This is a genomic window from Streptomyces spiroverticillatus (assembly GCA_014650415.1).
GTDB classification, from domain to species: domain Bacteria; phylum Actinomycetota; class Actinomycetes; order Streptomycetales; family Streptomycetaceae; genus Streptomyces; species Streptomyces spiroverticillatus.
The window spans coordinates 288,921-308,432 of the sequence record BMUX01000007.1 but is presented as its reverse complement, the minus strand read 5'-3'; the positions used below and the strand labels follow the sequence as shown (position 1 = coordinate 308,432).

The following is a 19,512-nucleotide window of genomic DNA, read 5'->3' as shown; positions in this document are numbered from 1 at the left end:
ACCTGGAGGAGCGGCATGCCGCGTCCGTACGACATCGTGCTTTTCGGAGCGAGCGGCTTCGTGGGCGAACTCACCGCCGCCTACCTGGCCGAGCATGCGCCGGCCGACTGCCGATGGGCCCTCGCGGGCCGCAGCCTGACGAAGCTGGAGCGGCTGCGGGAGCGGCTGGCGAAGTCCCATCCCCCCTGCGCGGAACTGCCGTTGGTGCAGGCCGACTCTGCCGACACGGACGCCCTGCGCGAACTGGCGCGCAGCACCCGGGTGTTGGCGACGACGGTCGGCCCCTACCTCCAGCACGGCGAGGGTCTGGTGGCCGCGTGTGCGGAGGCGGGCACCGACTACCTGGACCTGGCGGGCGAGCCGGAGTTCGTGGACCGGATGTACCTGGGGTACGACGCGGTGGCCCGCCGCAGCGGGGCGCGGCTGATCCACTCCTGCGGCTTCGACTCCGTACCGCACGACCTGGGCGCGTACTTCACCGTGCGGCAGCTGCCGGAGGGGGTGCCGCTGCGGGTGGACGGTTTCGTGCGCACCGGTGCGCGCTTCTCCGGGGGTACGTTCGCCTCCGCGCTGGGGGCGATGGGGCGCGGGCGGCAGATGATGCGGGCGGCGCGGGAGCGGCACGAGGCCGAGCCGCGCCCCGAGGGCGGGCGGCGGGCCCGGGCCTCGCTGGGGGCGCCGCACCGCAACGGTGAACTCGGCGCGTGGGCGCTGCCGTTGCCGACGATCGACGCGCAGGTGGTGGAGCGGTCGGCCGCCGCGCTGGAGCGGTACGGTCCGGACTTCCGCTACCGGCACTTCGCGGCGGTGAAGTGGCTGCCGGTCGCGGTGGGCGGGGCGGCGGCGGTGACCTCGGTGGTCGCGCTGGCGCAGGTGCCGGCGGCGCGGCGGTGGCTGGGCTCGCTGGTCGCACCGGGGACGGGGCCGGACGAGGAGCTGCGGGCGAAGAGCTGGTTCTCCGTGCGGTTCGTCGGCGAGGGCGGCGGGCGGCGCGTGTACACGGAGGTGTCGGGCGGGGACCCCGGGTACGGGGAGACCGCGAAGATCCTCGCGGAGGCGGCGCTCTCGCTGGCCTTCGACGAACTGCCGCAGACGGCGGGGCAGGTGACCCCGGCGGTGGCGATGGGCGACGCGCTGGTGGAGCGGTTGCAGGAGGCGGGGATCCGGTTCCGGGTGGCGGCGGTGCGGTAGACGGGTGTGCGTGGCGGTAGACGGGTGTGCGTGTGGGTGGTCCGGGCGCGGTCAGTGCCCGGATATCCAGCCGGAGATCGTGTAGATCATGCCGACCGTCCAGCCGACCATCGCCAGCACGCTGACGAACATCGTCACCGCCAGCTTGCGTCCGGCACGGTGGACGGTGACGGACTCGAAGTACTCGGCGGGGGCAGGGGCGGGGGCGGTCTGTGCGCTCGTGCTGATGCTCATGGTGGTCACCCTGTCCCGGGAATTCGTTTTCAACATCCGTACAAGTACTCAGTTACAGGCCTGTTGCCTGTGCCAGGGCGCGTCTGCACAGGGAGTCCGCGAGGCGGGTGGTCTCCGGCTGGCGGTACGAGGCGGCCAGGTGCAGCGTGTGCGCGCAGGCGTTGTCCAGCGATATCCGGTGGCCGACGGAGACGAAAACCGGCTTCACGCCGGGCTGCGTGCGCAGGGCGCGGCCGACCTCGGCGCCGTCGACCGTGTCCAGCAGCGGGGAGGAATCGCCGCGGGCGGGGCCCGGTTGCTCGTACGTGAAGGTGAACGGGTTCTTCGCGACGCCCAGGGTGGGCAGGCCGGTCAGCACGCCGAGGTGACTGGCGAGGCCGAAGCGGCGCGGGTGCGCCTGCCCGTACCCGTCGCAGACGACGAGACCGGGGTCGGCGGTGAGCCGCTCCAGCGCCGCCAGGACCGTCGGGATCTCGCGGAAGGCCAGCAGGCCGGGTACGTACGGGAACTCCACGCGGCCGGTGGCCGTGACCTCCTCGATCGTGGTCAGCGTCGCCGCGTCGAGGACCACGGCGGCGGCCACGACGACGTCGCGCTCGTCGTCGTACGCCACGTCGACGCCGGTGACATGGCCGGTGCCGGGCGTCGGTCCGCTCTCGTCGAGGACGACCCGGGAGCGGAGTTCGTCCTGGACGGAGCGGGCGGTGGCGGCGTCGAGCGGGGCGTGGCTCGGTACGCGGTTCGGTACGTCGTTCATCGTGCTCGCCACTGTAGGACGTGGGTCTGACAGTGGGCCTCGGTAGGGTGGTGATCATGTTCGTACTCGAATTGACCTACACCGCGCCCGTCGAGCAGGTGGATGCGCTGATGACCGATCACGTGGCGTGGTTGGACGCGCAGTACGAGGCGGGGGTCGTCCTCGCGTCGGGGCGCAAGCGGCCGAGGGACGGCGGGGTGCTGCTGGCGGTGGCGCCGTCACGGGCCGCCATCGAGGCCGTGACGGCGGCGGATCCCTTCGTGACGGGCGGCGTCTGCGCGTACCGGATCACGGAGTTCGTCGCGACGAAGACGGCGCCGGGCCTGGAGGCTTACCGCGAGGCGCCGGTCGCCTGAGGGGGGCCGTCGGGACGGCCCGCCCCGCGCCCCTGAAGGGGCGCGGGGAACTGCGCGAGCAGGGGTCAGAACTCCAGTCGGGCGACCCGGCCCTTCTCGCCGGATGCCCAGCAGCCGAAGTCCGCCGTGCACGACACCGTGTCGTACGAGCCCGTGTCGATCTTCCGCCACGAGCGCCCCGCGTTCAGCGTCACGTCCGTGCCCGTCGGCCCCACCGCCAGCGCGATCGAGCGCGAGTGGGGCAGCCAGGTGACCCCCGAGCGGTACTCCGCCGGCGGCACCGCGGACGCCTTCCACGTGCGGCCCCCGTCCCCGGTCAGCGCGGCCGCCTGCGGCGACGCCTGGCCCGCGCGGTAGTCGCCGCCGACCGCGATGCCGTGCGAACGGTCGCGGAAGGCCACGCCGAACACGCCCCGGGCCGGATCGCCCGCCGGGATGGACACGTCGGTGGCCTTCCAGGTCAGCCCCCGGTCGGCGGAGTGCAGGATCCGGCCGCGCGAGGCCCCGCCGGTGGTCAGCCACACGTCCCGCGAGCCGTTGCTCACCAGGCACTGACCCGAGGCCGCGAAGCCCGCCTCGCCCGGCAGGGCCTCCGGCATGCCCTTGTTCGGGAGGACCTTCCAGGACTTGCCGCCGTTGGAGGTCGAGAGGATCCGGAACTTGCCGTCGACGGGGTCGCTCATCGCCAGCCCGTTGCGGCTGTCGAAGAAGGTGAGGCAGTCGTAGAAGGCCTTGGGGTCGGGGTTGCGGAAGGTCTCGGTCCAGGTGCGGCCGCCGTCTTCGGTGCGGTACGTCCGCGACGCCTCTCCCTCGCCGATCGCCAGCACCACCGCGCGCCGCCCGTCGAAGGCCTCGACGTCACGGAGCTCCAGCTCGCCCGCTCCCGGCGGGGAGACGTTGCGCCAGGTGCGGCCCCCGTCGGCGGTGCGCAGCACGGTGCCCTTGGAGCCCGCCACCCACGCCGTGTGCCGGTCCACCGCGGCCAGGCCCCGGAACCGTACGTCCGTGACTCCGGTGTTCCCCAGCCGCCACCCGGCGGGCGCGTGCGCGCGGTCTGCCGGTGTCGGTGCCGGTGCCGACGGTGCGGCCTGTGCCGGTACGGAGCCCAGTGCGGCGGCCACCGCCGCGGCACTCAGTCCCACGGCCATCATTCGTCTCGTCTTCCCCATACCCCTCATGGCGCTGGAAGCTAGCCCACCGGACTGCTGCCGTCCAGAGTGCGGGCCGGGGCACCCGTTCCTATGGTGGGCTCAGAGCCGAGGAGGCGATGAGATGGCAGTCGACGTCGTCGACGCACGGGAGTCCGGTCGGTACGAGGCGCGGGTGGACGGGGCCGAGAAGGTCGCGGGCATCGCCCAGTACATCCGTACGCCGGAACTGATCGCGTTCGTGCACACCGAGGTCGAGCCCGCCAACGAGGGACAGGGCGTGGGCGCCGCCCTCGTCCGGGAGTCCCTGGACGCGGCCCGCGCCGAGGGGCTGCGGGTGCTGGCGGTCTGCCCCTTCTACGCGGGCTGGATCCAGCGCCATCCGGAGTACGCGGACCTGCTGTACCAGAGCCGCAGCTCGGTCACGGACTGAGGAGGGCCGGCCCATGGGCGAGCAGGCGCCGAAGGAGAAGGAACACCGGAGCGAGAAGGAGTACCGGGGCGAGAAGGTGGACGTCACCTTCCGGCCCGGCCGCTGTCTGCACGCCGCCGAATGCGTGCGCGGGCTGCCGGAGGTCTTCGACCTGCAGAAACGCCCGTGGATCACCCCCGACGCGGCTCCCCCGGAGCTGGTCTCCGAGGTGGTCCGGCGATGCCCGAGCGGCGCGCTCCAGTACCGGTTGCACGACGGACCGGCGGAGACGGGCGAGCACCCCACGGTGATCACCCGGAATGCGGTGGGGCAGTTGTTCGTCAGAGGAGATCTGAGGGTCGACGGTTCACAGGGTCCCCACGACGAGACACGGGCGATGCTGTGTGGCTGCGGTGCCAGCGGGAACCAGCCGTACTGCGACCACGCAGGTGTCTGCGGCACGACGTGATCTTGCGGCACCGGACGTGGGTGACGCAGGTCACGCACGGTTCGTGTGCACGGATTCGCGCGTTCCGACGTCTTTTCGGACGGCAGGACGCATCCACCGAGCATGAGAGGTGCTGGCCTTGTCCACCGTCATCGAGCAGGCCGTACAGGCCCGTCTGATTTCTTCCGCGCCGCAGCTGGAGAACGTCCCCGCGACGCTCAGCTACGACCGCACGGACCCCTTTGCCGTGCACATGACCTTCCCGCCCCCGGCAACGCTGGAAGGCGTAGAGGTCGTGTGGACATTCGCGCGGGAGCTGCTGACCTCCGGTCTCGACGAAGCGGCCGGCGTCGGCGACGTACAGCTGCGGCCGTACGGGTACGGGCGGACCGTGCTGGAGCTGCACGCGACGGAGGGCGTGGCCATGGTGCACATCCGCACGGCCGAGCTGCGGCGCTTCCTGAAGCAGACGCTGGAGCTGGTTCCGGCGGGCACGGAGCACCGTTATCTGGACGTCGACCAGGATCTGGCGCAGCTCCTCAGCAGCTGAGGGGTGGCGGGGTTCGAGCACGTGTGCCGTTAATCATTTGCGTCCGCCGAGGGGTGGGCGTACGGTTCGTTTCGCCCTGTTGTCGTCGAATGGAGAAGGACGTTGCTCGTCTGAGGTCTGGGACACCGTGCCGCGAGGCAGCCACCCGTGTGTGGGCTGCAATGATCCGCGTGCCGCGTGCGACCTCGGCGTTCGAGCCGTCTTCTTTCCCTCGGGGCTTCTCTCCGTAACCCATCTCTTGTTACGTCGTCGCCCTGACGCGAGGTCTTCACGCACTGCCGGTGTCTCCACCAGTTGCTCCGCACCACTCACCGCAACCTGGAGGCCCTTTTGTCTACCTATTCACATGCACAGCCGCAGAGCGCGTCGCTGACCTGCACCGCCCTTTCCTTCTCCTGGCCCGACGGCACCTCCGTCTTCGACGACTTCCAGATCGCGATCGGCCCCGGCCGCACCGGTCTCATCGGCGTCAACGGATCGGGCAAGTCCACCCTGCTGAAGCTGCTCGCCGGGGAGCTGACGCCGTCCGGCGGCAAGGTCAAGGCCGCCGGCAGCATCGGCTACCTGCCGCAGAACCTGGTGCTCGACACCGGACTCCGGGTCGACGAGGCCCTGGAGATCGCCGACAAGCGGGCCGCGCTGCACGCCATCGAGGCGGGCGACGCGAGCGAGGCGAACTTCGACGCGGTCGGCGACGACTGGGACGTCGAGGAGCGCGCCCTCGCCACCCTCGACGGGCTCGGCCTCGGCCACATCGGCCTGGACCGCACCATCGGCGAGGTGTCCGGGGGCGAGTCCGTCCTGCTGCGGCTGGCGGCCCTGTTGCTGCGCCGCCCGGACGTCCTGCTGCTCGACGAGCCGACGAACAACCTCGACCTGTACGCCAGGCAGCGGCTGTACGACGCCGTGTCCGCCTGGTCGGGCGTCCTCGTCGTGGTCAGCCACGACCGGGAGCTGCTGGAGCGCGTCGACCAGATCGCCGATCTGCGCGACGGCGAGGTCCGTTGGTACGGGGGCACCTTCTCCGAGTACGAGGAGGCGCTCGCCGTCGAGCAGGAGGCGGCGGAGCGCATGGTGCGCGTCGCCGAGGCGGACGTGCAGAAGCAGAAGCGGGAACTGGCCGACGCCCAGGTCAAATTGGCCCGTCGCAAGCGGTACGGCCAGAAGATGTACGACCAGAAGCGCGAGCCGAAGATCGTGATGGGCCTGCGCAAGCGGTCGGCCCAGGAGTCGGCCGGCAAGCACAAGATCATGCACACCGAGAAGCTGAAGGAAGCCCGGGAACGCCTGGGAGAGGCCGAGGAGTTGGTGCGCGAGGACGCCGAGATCCGCATCGAGCTGCCGTACACGACGGTCCATCCGGGGCGCGGGGTCCTGCTCGTACGGGATCTTGAGATGCCGTACGGGGCGGGTCCGCCCGGTGAGTTCGAGCTGCGCGGCCCCGAGCGGGTGGCGCTGACCGGGCGCAACGGGGCGGGCAAGACGACCCTGCTGCGTACGATCGCGGGGCAGTTGGAGCCGGTGGCGGGCGAGGTCGGGGCGTTGGTCACGACGCGTTTCCTGCCGCAGCGGCTCGATGTGCTGGACGACTCGCTGAGCGTCGCGCAGAACGTGGCGCTGATGGCGCCGGGTGCGACGAACAACCTGATCAGGGCGCGGCTGGCACGCTTCCTGTTCAAGGGTGCGAAGGCGGACCAGGCGGTCGGCACGCTGTCCGGCGGCGAGCGCTTCCGGGCGACGCTGGCAGCGCTGCTGCTTGCGGATCCGGCGCCGCAGCTGCTCATGCTCGACGAGCCGACGAACAACCTCGACATGGCGAGCGTGCGGCAGTTGACGGAGGCGCTGCGGGCGTACGAGGGCGCGCTGATCGTGTCGAGCCACGACGAGCCGTTCCTGGAGTCGATCGGCATCACCCGCCGGCTGCATCTGGGGGCGGAGCCCACGGAGTCCACGGAGTCCACGGAGGAGAGCGAGGAGGGGATCGCTGTGGAGGAATGAGGCCGTGACAGACCCGTCGTGTGCACAGGTCCCCACCGCGTTGTCAGTGACGGCGCGTACGGTCGGGACATGGTCGATCAGAACGCTGCCGTTCCCGACTCGGCCGCCCTGCACGATTTCGCCACGTGGGAGCCGTTGCTGCGGATCCTGCGCATCGACGGGGCCGTGGAGTGGGACGCCCCCTACCGTCGCGTACGGGGAAGCATCGGCCTCCGGACCTGGGACCTGGCCGCGTGGCGGCACCTGCCGTCGCCCGGCCGGGCCGCCACGGAGGCCATGGAGCGAATACGGCGCGCGCCGGCCGCTGCCGGCCTGGAAGAGGTCATGTTCGACGCGACGGCGGAACGGGCCGGGCGCACGACCATGCGGCTGCACGGGTCCAGCCCTGCCGTGGAATCCGGCGGTTCTCCGTACCCCGGGGGCGCTCCTTCTGGTCGAGGGCGCGGTTCCGGAGCCGTGGCGTCGCCTGCCCGGTCCTGCTCCGGCGGCGGTACCGGCTCCCTCCACCGATCCGGTTCTGCTGGAGGAGACACTCCGCGAGCACCTTCCCGACGCGCTCGGGACGGCGGAGGAGGAGACCACTGCCGCGGAGCAACGGCTCGGGGTCACGGACCGGCGGACTGGCGGGTCCTCCTCGACGCGGGAGCCGTTCCCCGCAGCCTGCTGGCCGCCAAGGTCAGGGGACGCGAGACCGACGCCCCCCTGACCGTCACAGCCCTCGCCAACGAGATCCCGACCCTGTGGAACCGGCCGCTCATCGTGCGGACCGTCCTGGACGGCGACCTCGGCCCCCGCTCCGCCACGGACGGCGCCCAAAACCCGACAGAAGGTGTCCGGTATAGCTCCTAGCGTCGATGGCATGGCATCGAACATCACGGTCACGGGCGCCCGGGAGAACAACCTCCGGGACGTCTCCCTCTCGCTCCCCAAAGGAAAGATCGTCGTCTTCACCGGCGTCTCCGGCTCCGGCAAGTCCTCCGTCGTCTTCGACACCATCGCCGTCGAGTCGCGGCGCCAGCTCAACGAGACGTTCACCTGGTACGTCCGCAACCGGCTGCCGAAGTACGAGCGGCCGCTCGTGGACGCGATCGACGACCTGTCGGTGGCGATCGTCGTCGACCAGAAGCCGATCGGCGGCAACGTCCGCTCGACGGTCGGCACGATGACGGACATCTACTCGATCGTCCGGGTCCTGTTCTCCCGGTACGGAGTCCCCAGCGCCGGGCCCGCGACCGCTTACTCGTTCAACGATCCCGCCGGCATGTGCCCGACCTGCGACGGGGTCGGCAAGACCGTGCGCCTCGACCTGGACCGGGCGATCGACTGGTCGAAGTCGTTGAACGGGGGCGCGCTGCGGGTGCCGGGCTCCTCGGTCGGCAGCTGGCAGTGGAAGCTGTACGCGCACAACGACCTCTTCGACCCCGACAAGCCGCTGGCCGACTACACCCCCGAGGAGCGGGAGCGCCTGTTGTACGGGGCGCGCGGCGCCGACGGCACCAAGGTGACGCTGCGGATGAAGTCCGGCACCGCCGAGGTGGACTCCGAGGGCCTGGTCAACCGCTTCGAGCGGCTCTTCCTCAAGCGGGACACCGGTTCGCTGTCCGCCAAGTCCCGTGAGGCGGCGGACGCGTTGACGGTCGAGGGCGTGTGCGAGGCGTGCGAGGGGGCGCGGCTGAACGAGGCCGCGCGGAAGTCCCGTATCGACGGGCTGTCCGTACGGAACTACGTGTCGATGGAGGTCGCGGACCTGGTGGAGGTGCTGGCCAGGATCGACGATCCGGTGGCCGCGCCGATCGCCGCGGCGGCCCGGGAGCGGCTGGAGCGGCTGGTGGGGATCGGGCTCGGTTATCTGAGCCTGGACCGGGAGACGACCTCGCTGTCCGGCGGCGAGGGGCAGCGGCTGAAGATGGTGCGTCATCTGGGGAGTGCGCTGACCGGGCTGACGTACATCTTCGACGAGCCGAGCGTGGGGCTGCACCCGCGTGACGTGGGGCGGCTGAACGATCTGCTGGTGCGGTTGCGGGACAAGGGCAACACGGTGCTGGTGGTGGAGCACGACCCGGACGTGATGGCGGTCGCGGACCACGTCGTGGACCTCGGCCCGGGTGCGGGCGTCGACGGCGGGCACGTGGTTTTCGAAGGCACGGTGGCGGAGCTGCGGGAGGCGGACACGCTGACCGGCAGGTGCCTGCGGCGGCGCACCCCGCTGAAGGAAGCGTTCCGCTCCCCCACCGGGTGGCTGCCGGTCACCGGGGCCGACCTGCACAACCTCAAGGGCGTCGACACCGCCTTCCCGACCGGGGTGCTGACCGTGGTGACGGGGGTGGCGGGTTCGGGGAAGTCGACTCTGGTGTCGGAGGTGTTCACGGCCGCGCATCCGGAGGCGATCGTCATCGACCAGGGGTCGATCGGGGTGTCGTCCCGGTCCACTCCGGCGACGTACGTCGGCATCATGGACACGGTGCGCAAGCTCTTCGCCCAGGAGAACGGGGTGAGCGCGGCACTCTTCTCCTTCAACTCGACCGGGGCGTGCGGCACTTGCGCGGGCCGGGGCGTCCTCTTCACCGACCTCGCCTTCATGGACCCGGTGACGACGGTCTGCCCGCAGTGCGAGGGGCGACGGTTCGACGACGAGGTGCTGGAGCACCGGCTCGACGGCCTGAGCATCGTGGACGTGCTGGAGCTGCCGGTGGACCGGGCGCGGGAGTTCTTCCAAGAGGTCTCGGTCGTAAGGAAGTTGGAGACATTGCACGAGGTCGGGCTCGGGTATCTCACGCTGGGGCAGCCGCTCAGCTCCCTGTCGGGCGGTGAGCGGCAGCGCATCAAGCTGGCGACGCAGCTGCACCGCACGGGCAGTGTGTACGTGCTGGACGAGCCGACGACCGGGCTGCACCTGGCGGACGTGGACACCCTGGTCGCCCTGCTGGACCGGCTGGTCGACGCGGGGAACTCGGTGATCTGCGTCGAGCACAACCTGGATGTGGTCAAGCGCGCGGACTGGGTGATCGACCTGGGTCCGGACGGCGGCAAGCACGGCGGTGAGATCGTGTTCGAGGGGACGCCGGATGACCTGATGGACCATCACAAGTCTTTCACCGCGACCTACTTGCGTCGCGACCTGGGCCGCTGAGCGCGGCCCGGGCCCCTAGAGCGACCGGAGCCGCGCCTGCGTGCCCTCCAGTTCCGTCTGGAGGGCACGCCCGGCCGCATCCGAACTCGCCGTGCCGGCGGGCGCGCAGCGCGTGGAGGGCTGCCTGTTCGGCAACGGCGAGCGCACCGGCAACGTCGACCTGGTCACCCTCGCCCTCAACCTGCACACCCAGGGCGTGGACCCGATGGTCGACTTCTCCGACATCGACGCGGTCCGCGAGGTCGTGGAGCGCTGCAACCGGCTGCCGGTGCCGGTCCGCCACCCGTACGCGGGCGACCTGGTGGACACCGCGTCCTCCGGCACCCACCAGGACGCCATCAGCAAGGGCTTCGCCGAGCACGCGCGGCGGGCCGCCGAGACGGGCGTCCCCGAGCGTGAACTCCCGTGGTCCGTCCCGTACTTGCCGATCGACCCCGCCGACATCGGGCGCAGCTACGAGGCGGTGATCCGGGTCAACAGCCAGTCCGGCAAGGGTGGGATCGCGTATCTGCTGGAGAAGGGGTACGGGATCGACCTGCCGCGCGGGATGCGCCCGGAGTTCTCGAAGGCCGTGCAGCGGGCGACGGACGACAGCGGCCGGGAGGCGAGCGCGGAGGAGCTGTGGGAGCTGTTCCGTACGACGTATCTGGCCGCCGGGACGGACGGGGCGGTGCGCGTGCCCTGGTGGGAGACGCGGGAGACCGCCCCGGGTGCGCACGAGTCGGTGTGCGACATCGTGGTGGCCGGCGGGTCCCCGGCGCGCTTCAAGGGGACCGGGAACGGTCCGGTCGCCGCGTTCACGACGGCGCTGGCGGAGGCGGGCATCGAGGTGGAGGTGCTCAGCTACTTCGAGCACTCCACGACGGCCGGGCAAGGCAGCCCGGCGGTCGCGTACGTGGAGTGCCGGATCGGCGGCAGGGTCCTGTGGGGCGCGGGCCAGGACACTTCGGTGCTGACGGCGTCCGTCCGCGCGGTGCTCTCGGCGGTCAATCGGGCGCGGGTGGAAGCCTGATGACGGAGCATCACATCGCCTGCGTACTCCGTGTCGACCACGTCGACTTCGTGCGCGACGGCAACACGCTGCTGTCCGACGTCTCGCTGACCGTCCGGCCGGGCGAGCACTGGGCGCTGCTCGGTGCGAACGGGGCCGGCAAGACCACCCTGCTGCGGCTGCTCGGCGCGCTCGCGCACCCGACCCGGGGGTGTGTGCAGGTGCTGGGACATGAGCTGGGCCGGATCGATCTGCGCGAGTTGCGGTCGTACGTCGGACATGTCGACCCGCGCCACCCGCTGCGGTCGCCGCTGCGGGTGCGGGACGTCGTCCTGACGGGTCTCACCAACTCCGTTGCATCCGTGCCTCGTTGGCGTCTCACCGACGAACAGGAGCAGTACGCGGACCACTTGATCGCGCTGCTCGGGCTGAAGGACCGGGGCGAGGCGCGCTGGCCGACTCTGTCGCAGGGCGAGCGGGGGCGGGCCCTGGTCGCGCGCGCCCTGATGCCCAGCCCGCGCCTGCTGCTGCTCGACGAACCGGCGACCGGTCTCGACCTGGTGGGCCGCGAGCAACTCGTGGACCGGCTGGATGCGTTGGGCGAGAGCCACCCGGAGCTGGCGTCGGTTCTGGTGACCCATCACCTGGAGGAACTGCCTGCGGGGACGACGCACGCGATGCTGCTGCGGGACGGGCTCTGCCTGGCCTCCGGTCCGGTGGGGCGAGTGCTGACCGACGAACTCGTCAGCGCGTGCTTCGCGTATACGGTGCGGCTGCGGCGGGACGAGGGCCGCTGGAGCGTGCGGACGCGGCGCGGGGCGACCGTCGGCTGACTTTCGGCTCACCCCTGGTCACGGGCCCGTCGTTCGATACGTTCGAGCGGCGGGCCCGGTCTTTCGTCCCCGGGTCCGGTGAGCTTTCGACACATATCGGAGTTGCCGCATGCCCAGCAAGAAGGCCCTCGTCCGCCGTCCCGGTCCGCGTCTCGCCGAGGGGCTGGTGACGCACGTCGAACGGCAGCCGGTCGACGTGGAGTTGGCGCTCGCCCAGTGGGAGGCGTACGTCGCGGCACTGCGCGCGCACGGGTGGGAGACCGTGGAGGTGCCGACGGTCGACGACTGCCCGGACGGGGTGTTCGTCGAGGACGCGGTGGTGATGTTCCGCAACGTCGCGCTGATCGGGCGGTCGGGGGCGGAGTCCCGGCGGCCGGAGACGGCCGCCGTGGAGGACGTGCTGGCGGAGCGGCTCGGGTGCTCGGTGAACCGGGTGCGCGAGCCGGGGACGCTGGACGGCGGGGACGTCCTCAAGGTCGGCGACACGGTGTACGTGGGGCGCGGAGGGCGGACCAACGCGGAGGGGGTCCGGCAGCTGCGGGCCGCGTTCGAACCGCTCGGGGCACAGGTGGTGGCGGTGCCCGTGAGCCGGGTGCTGCACCTGAAGTCGGCGGTGACCGCGCTGCCGGACGGGACGGTGGTGGGGTACGAGCCGCTGGTGGACAGCGTGACGGCCTTCCCCCGGTTCCTGGCCGTACCGGAGGAGGCCGGAGCGCATGTGGTCGTGCTCGACGGGAACTCGGTGCTGATGGCGGCGAGTGCTCCCAAGTCGGCCGAACTGTTCACGGATCTCGGCTTCACACCCGTACCGGTGGACATCAGCGAGTTCGAAAAGCTGGAGGGATGCGTGACATGCCTCTCGGTACGCCTCCGTGACCTGCACACATAGCGGCGTGTAGCGGGATGGAACGGACGGGGACTTGGCTCAGTGCTCACGCCGCGCTTAACCTACGGTCTCGTAACCTACGAAGCCGTAGGTAACCGCTCTCGTCCCCATCCCCCTGGAGTACCCGTGACGATCACCTCTCCCCACCTCGGCAGCTCGGAGGCGTGGACCGACGCCAAGCTGCTGTTCGCGCTGGAAGAGGTGGTGGAAAAGGAACTCAACCGCCACCTGAAGGTCACCAAGGACTGGATGCCCCACGAGTACGTTCCGTGGAGCGACGGCCGGAACTTCCCCGAATTCTTCGAGGACGGGGAGAAGTGGGAGCCCGAGCAGTCCAAGGTCACCGAGATCGGCAAGATCGCGCTGGTCGTGAATCTGCTGACCGAGGACAACCTCCCCAGCTACCACCACGAGATCGCGTCCCTCTTCGGCCGGAACGGCGCCTGGGGCACCTGGGTGCACCGCTGGACCGCCGAGGAGGGCCGGCACGGCATCGTCATGCGCGACTACCTGCTCGCCTCGCGGGCGGTGGACCCGGACAAGCTGGAGCAGTTCCGGATGGCACACATGAGCGAGGGCTTCGAGTCGGACAACCGGCACTCGATGCTGCACTCGGTCGCGTACGTGGCCTTCCAGGAGCTGGCGACCCGGATCTCGCACCGGAACACCGGGCACCAGTCCGGGGACCCGGTCTGCGACCGGATGCTGGCGCGGATCGCGACGGACGAGAACCTGCACATGGTCTTCTACCGGAACCTGCTGGGTGCCGCCTTCCAGCTCGCACCGGACCTGACCATGCAGGCCGTGCGGGACGTGGTCGTCAACTTCCGGATGCCCGGACACGGCATGCCGGGCTTCGAGCGGGCCGCCGCGCAGATGGCCATCGGCGGGGTCTACAACATCCGCATCCACCACGACGACGTGATCCAGCCGGTGCTGCGCTTCCTGAAGGTGCTGGACATCGACGGGCTCGGGGCGGAGGGCCTGAAGGCCCAGGAGGAGCTCGGGCTGTACATGGGCGGGCTGGACTCCGAGGCGAAGAAGTTCGACGAGAAGCTCGCGGCGAGGCTGGCCCGCAGGGCCGCCCGGGGCCTGTAGCGGCAAGCCGAGCCTCCAGCGGCCGGCCGGGCCCGGCACCCTCCCGTGCCGGGCCCGGCTTGCCCCTACTCCGATGCCGTCTCGCGGGACAGTGCCGCGTCCCGGACGTCCGGGACCGGGTGGACCCGGAGCTGGGCCAGTCGGAGCCGGCAGGACGGGGGCCAGTCGAGACGTTCGCCGCAGGCCGCGACCAGGGCCTCCGCGAAGTGGCCCGCCGCCGCGTCGCCGGTCGCCATGAGGGCGTCCGCCTCCGGGAGGAGCAGGAGGGGGTCGCCCTCCGGGGTTCCGTAGGCGGTGATGCGGGTGTGGAGGTGGTCCGCCGTGCGGGCCGCCAGCACCGGACGGCCCTCGAGCAGGCGGGCCAGATCGGGCAGGGTCTCCGTCAGGGTCTCGTCCAGTTCCAGGCCCCGGACCAGGAGGTCCGCAGCCTGTGGCAGGTGGGCTTCGTACGCGGCCAGCAGCGCGCCCGCCTCCCGGAGGATCGGCCGTGCCGTCTCCGGGCGGGGGCCGTTCCACAGCGATTGCGTCAGTCGGCACAGGCCGTCGACCAGGGTTTCCAGGCGGCGGCGGGCCGGGAGGTCGCGGTCCGGGTCGGCGGAGGTGTCCGCGTCGTCGGCCAGGTGACGCAGGGCGCGCAGCACCGTTCCCGAGGTCGCCGGGTCCGTCGCCCCGGCCAGCAGGCCGTCCCCGGCCGCGCGCCAGGTCGTGCGGTTGGCCGGGTCCGTGAAGAGGTCGAGCAGCAGGTCCCCGGCCTCCGGCCACCAGCGCGCCCAGGCCTGCAAGGAGCCGAGTGCCGTGGCGAGGAGTTCCCGGTCGTCGGTGCGGGCGAGGCAGACGTCCCGGACCAGGTGTGCGTAGCGGGCGCGCTGCTGTTCGGGCAGGTGGTGCGGCGGGACACGGAGGAGGGCCACCGCCGAGGTCCGGTCGGCCGTGGGCCGGGCCGCGTCCTCCAGCATCCGCCAGATCCGGTCGTCGCTCCCGGTCCCGGCTCCCGTCCCCGTCCCCGTCCCGGTCCCGGCCAGCGGTGCGCCGTGCGTCAGGCAGGCGGCGCGTACGTCCCCGTGCTGGTCCGGCAGTGCGTAGGCGTCGGTCACCAGCCCGGCTGCGGCGGGGCGCGGCAGCCGCAGGGCCGCCAGCCGGACCGCTTCCTTCCGGCTGGTGACCTTCACTGCCGCACCGGGTGCGAGCAGGTCTGCCAGCAGGGCGGTGAGCCGGGAGGGGCGGGCGTGCCGGGACGCGCCCGTGGCCGCGTACACGGCGATCCGGGCGCGGTCGGTGCCCGCGAGGGCGAGGAGTTCCGGCAGGGTGTCGGCCGGGTGGTCGGTGCGGGCCAGGGCGGTCAGCGCGGCTTCCGCCACGGCCGGTTCCGGGTCGTCGGTCCAGCGGCGTACCGCGTCCGCGCCGAGGCCGGGCAGTTCGGCCAGCCGTCGGAGCGCGGCCGACCGGTCGTCCTGCCAGAGCTCGTCGTCGGCGGCGGTGACCGTCAACTGGCGTGCCGCGGCCCGGTGCTGGCGCGGGGTCCAGCCCCGTGCGTGCCGTCCGACGGGGAGCTGCCAGGGCGTCTCCTCGACGAAGCGTCCGGCGGGCGGCGTCTCGCCGAGCACGGCGTCCAGCAGGTCGGTGCGGGCGGTGGTCAGCACCGACAGGACCGAAGGCAGCACGGCGGTCTCCGGGTCCTCGGCCAGGAGCCGGGCCACCTTCTCGCCCCGGCCGACGGGCGGTGCCAGCCAGAGCTCGATCGCGGACTTCGCGGTGTCCTTGTCGGTGGAACGGGCGGCCCGCCACAGGAGTTCCCCGAGTTCCGGGTGCTGGTACGTCCCGGGCTGCAACTGGCCGGCCAGGGCCAGGGTGAGGCGGTAATCGCCCTTGGCGGCGGCCGTCTCCAGTACGGGCAGCAGCGCGCCGACGACACGGTCCCGGGTCCCTGACCCCAGGGGCCAGGCCCAGCACCGGTACTGCGCACCGCCGAGGTGCACCTCCCCGGAGCTGCGGGCGGTCCGCACCAGCGTCCGCACCGCCCAGTCCTCCAGGGCGTCCCGCGTCCCCTCGTCCTCCCGCTCCCCCGCCTCCAGCACCCGTACCGCCAGCCGGGACAGGCGCTCACGGATGTCGTGGTCCGTGTCCCTGGCGTCCAGGGCGTCCCGGACGAGGACGTCCAGGTGCGGTGCCGCGTCGTCCGTGAGCAGGCGGACCGGGGTCCGGGAGAGTGCCGCGACGGCCGCCGAGCGGACCGGGTGCTGTTCGTTGCGCAGGCGGGCCGTCTCGGCGAGTGCGGCCAGGACCGCCGCGGAGTCGCCGGAGTGGACGGCGTTGCGGATCAGCAGCCGCCAGGCCGCCTGCCGCTCCTCCGCCGACGACCTGCGGGTGGCCTCGACCAGGCCCTCCCGGACCTCGGCCGGCGGGAGGTAGACGTCCGCCTGCGCGACGGCCTGCCAGGACGCGCCCCGCTCGCGGGCGTGTCGCGCCGCCCGCCGGGCGCGGCTGCGGGCGGCCTCCCGGGGCAGCACGTCCAGCAGCTCGGTGTCCAGGCGGGACGGGTCGGCGGACGGCGCATCGGACGGGTCACCGGAGGGGTCACCGGACGGGTCACCGGAGGAATCGGCAGCCGGGTCGCCGGACCGGTCCGCGTGCATCGCCCGGTGCACCTCCTCCCGGCGCCCGGGCGGAAGCGCCTTGAGCAGGGTGAGGGCGGCGTGGTGGTCCCCCACGGCCCGCCCGTACGCGAGCAGGAGGTCCTCCGGGAGCGCCGCGACCAGCCGGCGCAGGACCGGCAGGCGCACGTACCCGCCGATCGCGACGGAGCGGCCGAGCGGGGTCAGCAGGAACCGCAGCAGGTGTTCCGGTTCGGTGGCGGCGAACAGGCCGAGGCGGTCGCGCAGGCGTTGCGGAAGCCGCAGCGGCGGGTGTGTGGTGAGCAGGTCGAGGACGCGGGCCGGGTCGGCGGGCGCGGCGAGGGCGACCGGGTGGCCGTACCGCTTCCACCACTGCTCGCGTTCCCCGGCCGGCTGTGCGGCGAGGTCGCGCGCGGCCACGTCCAGCAGGAGTGCCGGGTGCTTGCGGGCGAGGGCGCTGAAGCCCCGTACGGCCGGGAAGAGGTCGGGGAGCAGGCGTACGACGGTGTCCGCACCGCAGCCGGGGAGCAGGCGGGCCGCCTCCGCCCGGCCCCAGTCGGCGCGGACGGTGTAGATCAGCCGGTCGGCGAGCGCGGGGCGGTGGCCGGCGGCCAGTGCCCGCAGCAGGTCGCGGCGGACCGTCGCGGGGGCGTCGCCGAGGGCGTCCGCGTAGGCGGAGTCCGGTACTCCGAGGCTGTCGGCGGTGCGCAGGGCGTGCCCGCGCACGTAACGATCCGGGTCTCCGAGGTGCGCGGCGATCCACTCCACGTCCTGTCCGGCCGAGGCCGCGAGGACCGCCAGTCCCCGCTCGTACGGACCGCGTGTCTCCAGTTCCTCGAGCACCGGGCGAAGCTCGCCGGAAACCGTCAAGTCCCTTGCGTAAGAGGCGATTTGGCGCAGGCGGCGGGGGTGCGGGAGCGGGTCCAGGGAGGCGAGGAGCCGGTCGGTCCGGCGTCGTGCGGTGGAGGACATGGGGCAATTGTGCCTGCCGGGGCCGGTGCGGCCCAGTGAATTGACGGGCGCGAAGGGGGGCTCTCCTCGCAGGGGCACCGCCCGCGCCACGTAATCTGTTCGGGTGAAACCTCTCACCCGTCTTGTTCTCATCGGCGCCCCGGCCGCCATCGTTGCCACCGCGGCCTTCGGCGGCCACCCCAAGGGGGACGACCCTATCTACGTCGACCCCTGGTCGACCGAGACGACCGCCGACGACCCGAAGCCCGACGAGGCGAAGAAGCCGAAGACCGACCAGGAGGTGATAGCCAAGCTGCCTCCGGGTCTCGCCGACCCCGTCGTCAAGGACCGGGCCGCGCAGATCATCTCCACCGCGGAGAACTCGACGACGCACTGGCAGAGCCAGTACGCGAACATCCGCGACGTCAAGGACGGCAACGGCTACACGGCCGGTGTGATCGGCTTCACCTCGGGCACGCACGACATGCTCCAGCTGATCCAGGACTACACCAAGACGCACCCGAACAACCCGCTCGCCTCCTACATCCCCGCGCTCATCGAGGTCGACGGCACCGCCTCGCACGAGGGCCTGGACCCCGGCTTCACCAAGGCGTGGAAGCAGGCGGCGAAGGAGACGGACTTCATCAAGGCGCAGGACGCGGCCCGCGACAAGTACTACTTCAAGCCCGCGGTCGACCTCGCGAAGATGGACGGCCTGGGCACGCTCGGCCAGTTCATCTACTACGACGCGATGGTCCTGCACGGCCCCGGCGTCGACAAACGCGGCTTCTACGGCATCCGCGACTCGGCGCGGGCGAAGGTCAAGACGCCGTCCGAGCTGGGCGGCAAGGACGACAAGGCCTCCAAGCTGAAGGCGGAGAAGGCGTACCTCAACGCCTTCCTCGACGAGACGCGCGAGGTGCTGCGGACGAAGAAGACGCTGAACGACACGTCCCGCATCGACACCGCCCAGCGGGTGTTCCTGAAGGACGGGAACATGGACCTCAAGCTGCCGCTGAAGTGGAAGATGTACGAAGAGGACTTCAGCATCAACAAGTGACCCAATGACGGGGGCGGTCATGTTCGGGCACGTCGACGGCGGCTTCGAGATGGAGTTCCTGGTGTCCCTGGCCGAGGCCGGGCGCCGGGAACGGATCGTGGAGCGGGTCCGGGAGCAGCTGACCGGCAACCCGCGCACGCACACGCTGTACTACAGCTGGCGGTCACTGAACGCCTCCGCCTGGATGTGGATGCTCCAGGAGGACGACCCCGAGATCAACGCGATTGTGTACGCGAAGGGCCCTCGGGGTGTCCTGCGGGACGAAATCAGGCGCGGGCTGCCCTTCGGGAAGGCGTGCGGGCCGCTGCACGTCGTGGACAAGGTGCGGGACGACCCGGAGGTCCGGCCGGAGGAGGTCCGCTTCGCGGATCCGGCCGCCCTGGAGGCCGCGCTGCGGGCGGTGACCACCATGAAGGCGGCGAACAAGGTCGCCCTGCGGGTCGGCCGCGAGGACTGGGGCACGGTGGTCCGCGCCGACCGGAATCAGCCTCTGCCCGGGTACGCCCGGTGGGCGCTGGCGATGCGTCCGAACTGCCCCGACTGGGCACGGGCCGGTTTCGACACCGTCCCGGGGTTCACCAAGCGGATGCGCCGGGCCGGAATCTTCGACAGCCCACTCGACCTGCTGCTCCACGGGCGGTGGGGCAGGGCCGCGCTGATGGTCCTGCACGACGGCGCCGTGGAGTTCCCCTCCCGCCCGGAGGCCAGGGACCCGCTGCGGCAGATGGTCCGCGAGCAGCTCGGCGGGAACCTGAACTCCTGGGCGTGGACGGCGTATCTGCTGCCGATGTGGAAGGGGACGGTCCCGGAGCTCCTGGAGAGGGCGCGGCGCGAGTCGACCGGGCGGTGAACTCCCT

General features: G+C 71.8%; 16 protein-coding genes and 1 pseudogene. 13 read left to right on the top strand and 4 right to left on the bottom strand.

The genetic code is table 11. The features are described from left to right. Nucleotides 1–15 precede the first annotated feature (15 nt). Entirely contained in the window at nt 16–1,191 is a 1,176-nt protein-coding gene (locus IE269_RS20740) for a saccharopine dehydrogenase family protein (RefSeq protein ID WP_189824531.1), read from the top strand. Between the two features lie 51 nt (nt 1,192–1,242). Here the strand turns inward: IE269_RS20740 and mmpA are convergent, their stop codons facing one another. Then, nucleotides 1,243–1,425 carry a morphogenic membrane protein MmpA gene (gene mmpA / locus IE269_RS20735; RefSeq protein WP_189824530.1) on the bottom strand — a complete coding sequence of 61 codons (183 nt, stop codon included), beginning with the start codon at nt 1,423–1,425 and terminating at the stop codon, nt 1,243–1,245. 52 nt (nt 1,426–1,477) lie between these two features. Further along, on the bottom strand, nt 1,478–2,182 hold the full coding sequence (locus tag IE269_RS20730; RefSeq protein ID WP_189824529.1) for an endonuclease V: 705 nt from the start codon (nt 2,180–2,182) through the stop codon (nt 1,478–1,480). A gap of 56 nt (nt 2,183–2,238) precedes the next feature. On the opposite strand from IE269_RS20730, the gene IE269_RS20725 reads away from it, so the two are divergent. Continuing rightward, nucleotides 2,239–2,538: a YciI family protein gene (locus IE269_RS20725; protein WP_189824528.1), complete on the top strand. Its 300-nt coding sequence runs from the start codon at nt 2,239–2,241 to the stop codon at nt 2,536–2,538. Between the two features lie 65 nt (nt 2,539–2,603). Here the strand turns inward: IE269_RS20725 and IE269_RS20720 are convergent, their stop codons facing one another. Beyond that, nucleotides 2,604–3,686, bottom strand: coding sequence for a WD40/YVTN/BNR-like repeat-containing protein (locus IE269_RS20720; RefSeq protein ID WP_189824715.1), 1,083 nt, complete (start codon nt 3,684–3,686; stop codon nt 2,604–2,606). A gap of 124 nt (nt 3,687–3,810) precedes the next feature. Between IE269_RS20720 and IE269_RS20715 the strand changes: the two genes are divergently transcribed. The 9 genes and pseudogenes from IE269_RS20715 (at nt 3,811) to IE269_RS20675 (ending at nt 14,032) form a co-directional block, all read left to right on the top strand. Further along, nucleotides 3,811–4,119: a GNAT family N-acetyltransferase gene (locus IE269_RS20715; protein ID WP_189824527.1), complete on the top strand. Its 309-nt coding sequence runs from the start codon at nt 3,811–3,813 to the stop codon at nt 4,117–4,119. A 13-nt stretch (nt 4,120–4,132) separates the two neighbouring features. Next, complete coding sequence (locus IE269_RS20710; protein ID WP_189824526.1) at nt 4,133–4,567, top strand: (4Fe-4S)-binding protein; 435 nt, start codon at nt 4,133–4,135, stop codon at nt 4,565–4,567. Between the two features lie 118 nt (nt 4,568–4,685). Continuing rightward, nucleotides 4,686–5,096 (top strand): spore wall synthesis regulator SsgD, encoded by a 411-nt coding sequence (ssgD, locus tag IE269_RS20705; protein WP_189824525.1) that lies wholly within the window; start codon nt 4,686–4,688, stop codon nt 5,094–5,096. Nucleotides 5,097–5,465: 369 nt separating this feature from the next. Then, on the top strand, nt 5,466–7,094 hold the full coding sequence (locus tag IE269_RS20700) for an ABC-F family ATP-binding cassette domain-containing protein (RefSeq protein ID WP_189824714.1): 1,629 nt from the start codon (nt 5,466–5,468) through the stop codon (nt 7,092–7,094). Nucleotides 7,095–7,953: 859 nt separating this feature from the next. Continuing rightward, nucleotides 7,954–10,224 (top strand): ATP-binding cassette domain-containing protein, encoded by a 2,271-nt coding sequence (locus tag IE269_RS20695; protein WP_189824524.1) that lies wholly within the window; start codon nt 7,954–7,956, stop codon nt 10,222–10,224. Between the two features lie 73 nt (nt 10,225–10,297). Beyond that, nucleotides 10,298–11,236 (top strand): annotated as a pseudogene (locus IE269_RS20690) (alpha-isopropylmalate synthase regulatory domain-containing protein); the annotation flags it as partial. Then, nucleotides 11,236–12,048, top strand: a complete 813-nt coding sequence (locus IE269_RS20685) for an ABC transporter ATP-binding protein (RefSeq protein ID WP_189824522.1) — start codon at nt 11,236–11,238, stop codon at nt 12,046–12,048. The pseudogene IE269_RS20690 and the gene IE269_RS20685, both read left to right, overlap by 1 nt. Before the next feature lie 109 nt (nt 12,049–12,157). Next, entirely contained in the window at nt 12,158–12,937 is a 780-nt protein-coding gene (ddaH, locus tag IE269_RS20680; RefSeq protein ID WP_189824521.1) for a dimethylargininase, read from the top strand. A gap of 123 nt (nt 12,938–13,060) precedes the next feature. After that, a complete protein-coding gene (locus tag IE269_RS20675; RefSeq protein WP_189824520.1) occupies nt 13,061–14,032 on the top strand; it encodes an acyl-ACP desaturase in 972 nt (323 codons plus the stop codon). Between the two features lie 65 nt (nt 14,033–14,097). Here IE269_RS20675 and IE269_RS20670 read toward each other — a convergent pair whose 3' ends face one another. Next, the gene (locus IE269_RS20670) at nt 14,098–17,616 is read right to left on the bottom strand and encodes a hypothetical protein (RefSeq protein ID WP_189824519.1); all 3,519 of its coding nucleotides are present in this window, start codon (nt 17,614–17,616) and stop codon (nt 14,098–14,100) included. A gap of 103 nt (nt 17,617–17,719) precedes the next feature. Here IE269_RS20670 and IE269_RS20665 point away from each other — a divergent pair, with 103 nt between their 5' ends. Both IE269_RS20665 and IE269_RS20660 read left to right on the top strand, forming a co-directional pair. Continuing rightward, on the top strand, nt 17,720–18,655 hold the full coding sequence (locus IE269_RS20665; protein ID WP_189824518.1) for a chitosanase: 936 nt from the start codon (nt 17,720–17,722) through the stop codon (nt 18,653–18,655). 19 nt (nt 18,656–18,674) lie between these two features. Beyond that, nucleotides 18,675–19,505: a hypothetical protein gene (locus IE269_RS20660; protein WP_189824517.1), complete on the top strand. Its 831-nt coding sequence runs from the start codon at nt 18,675–18,677 to the stop codon at nt 19,503–19,505. Nucleotides 19,506–19,512: the final 7 nt, after the last annotated feature.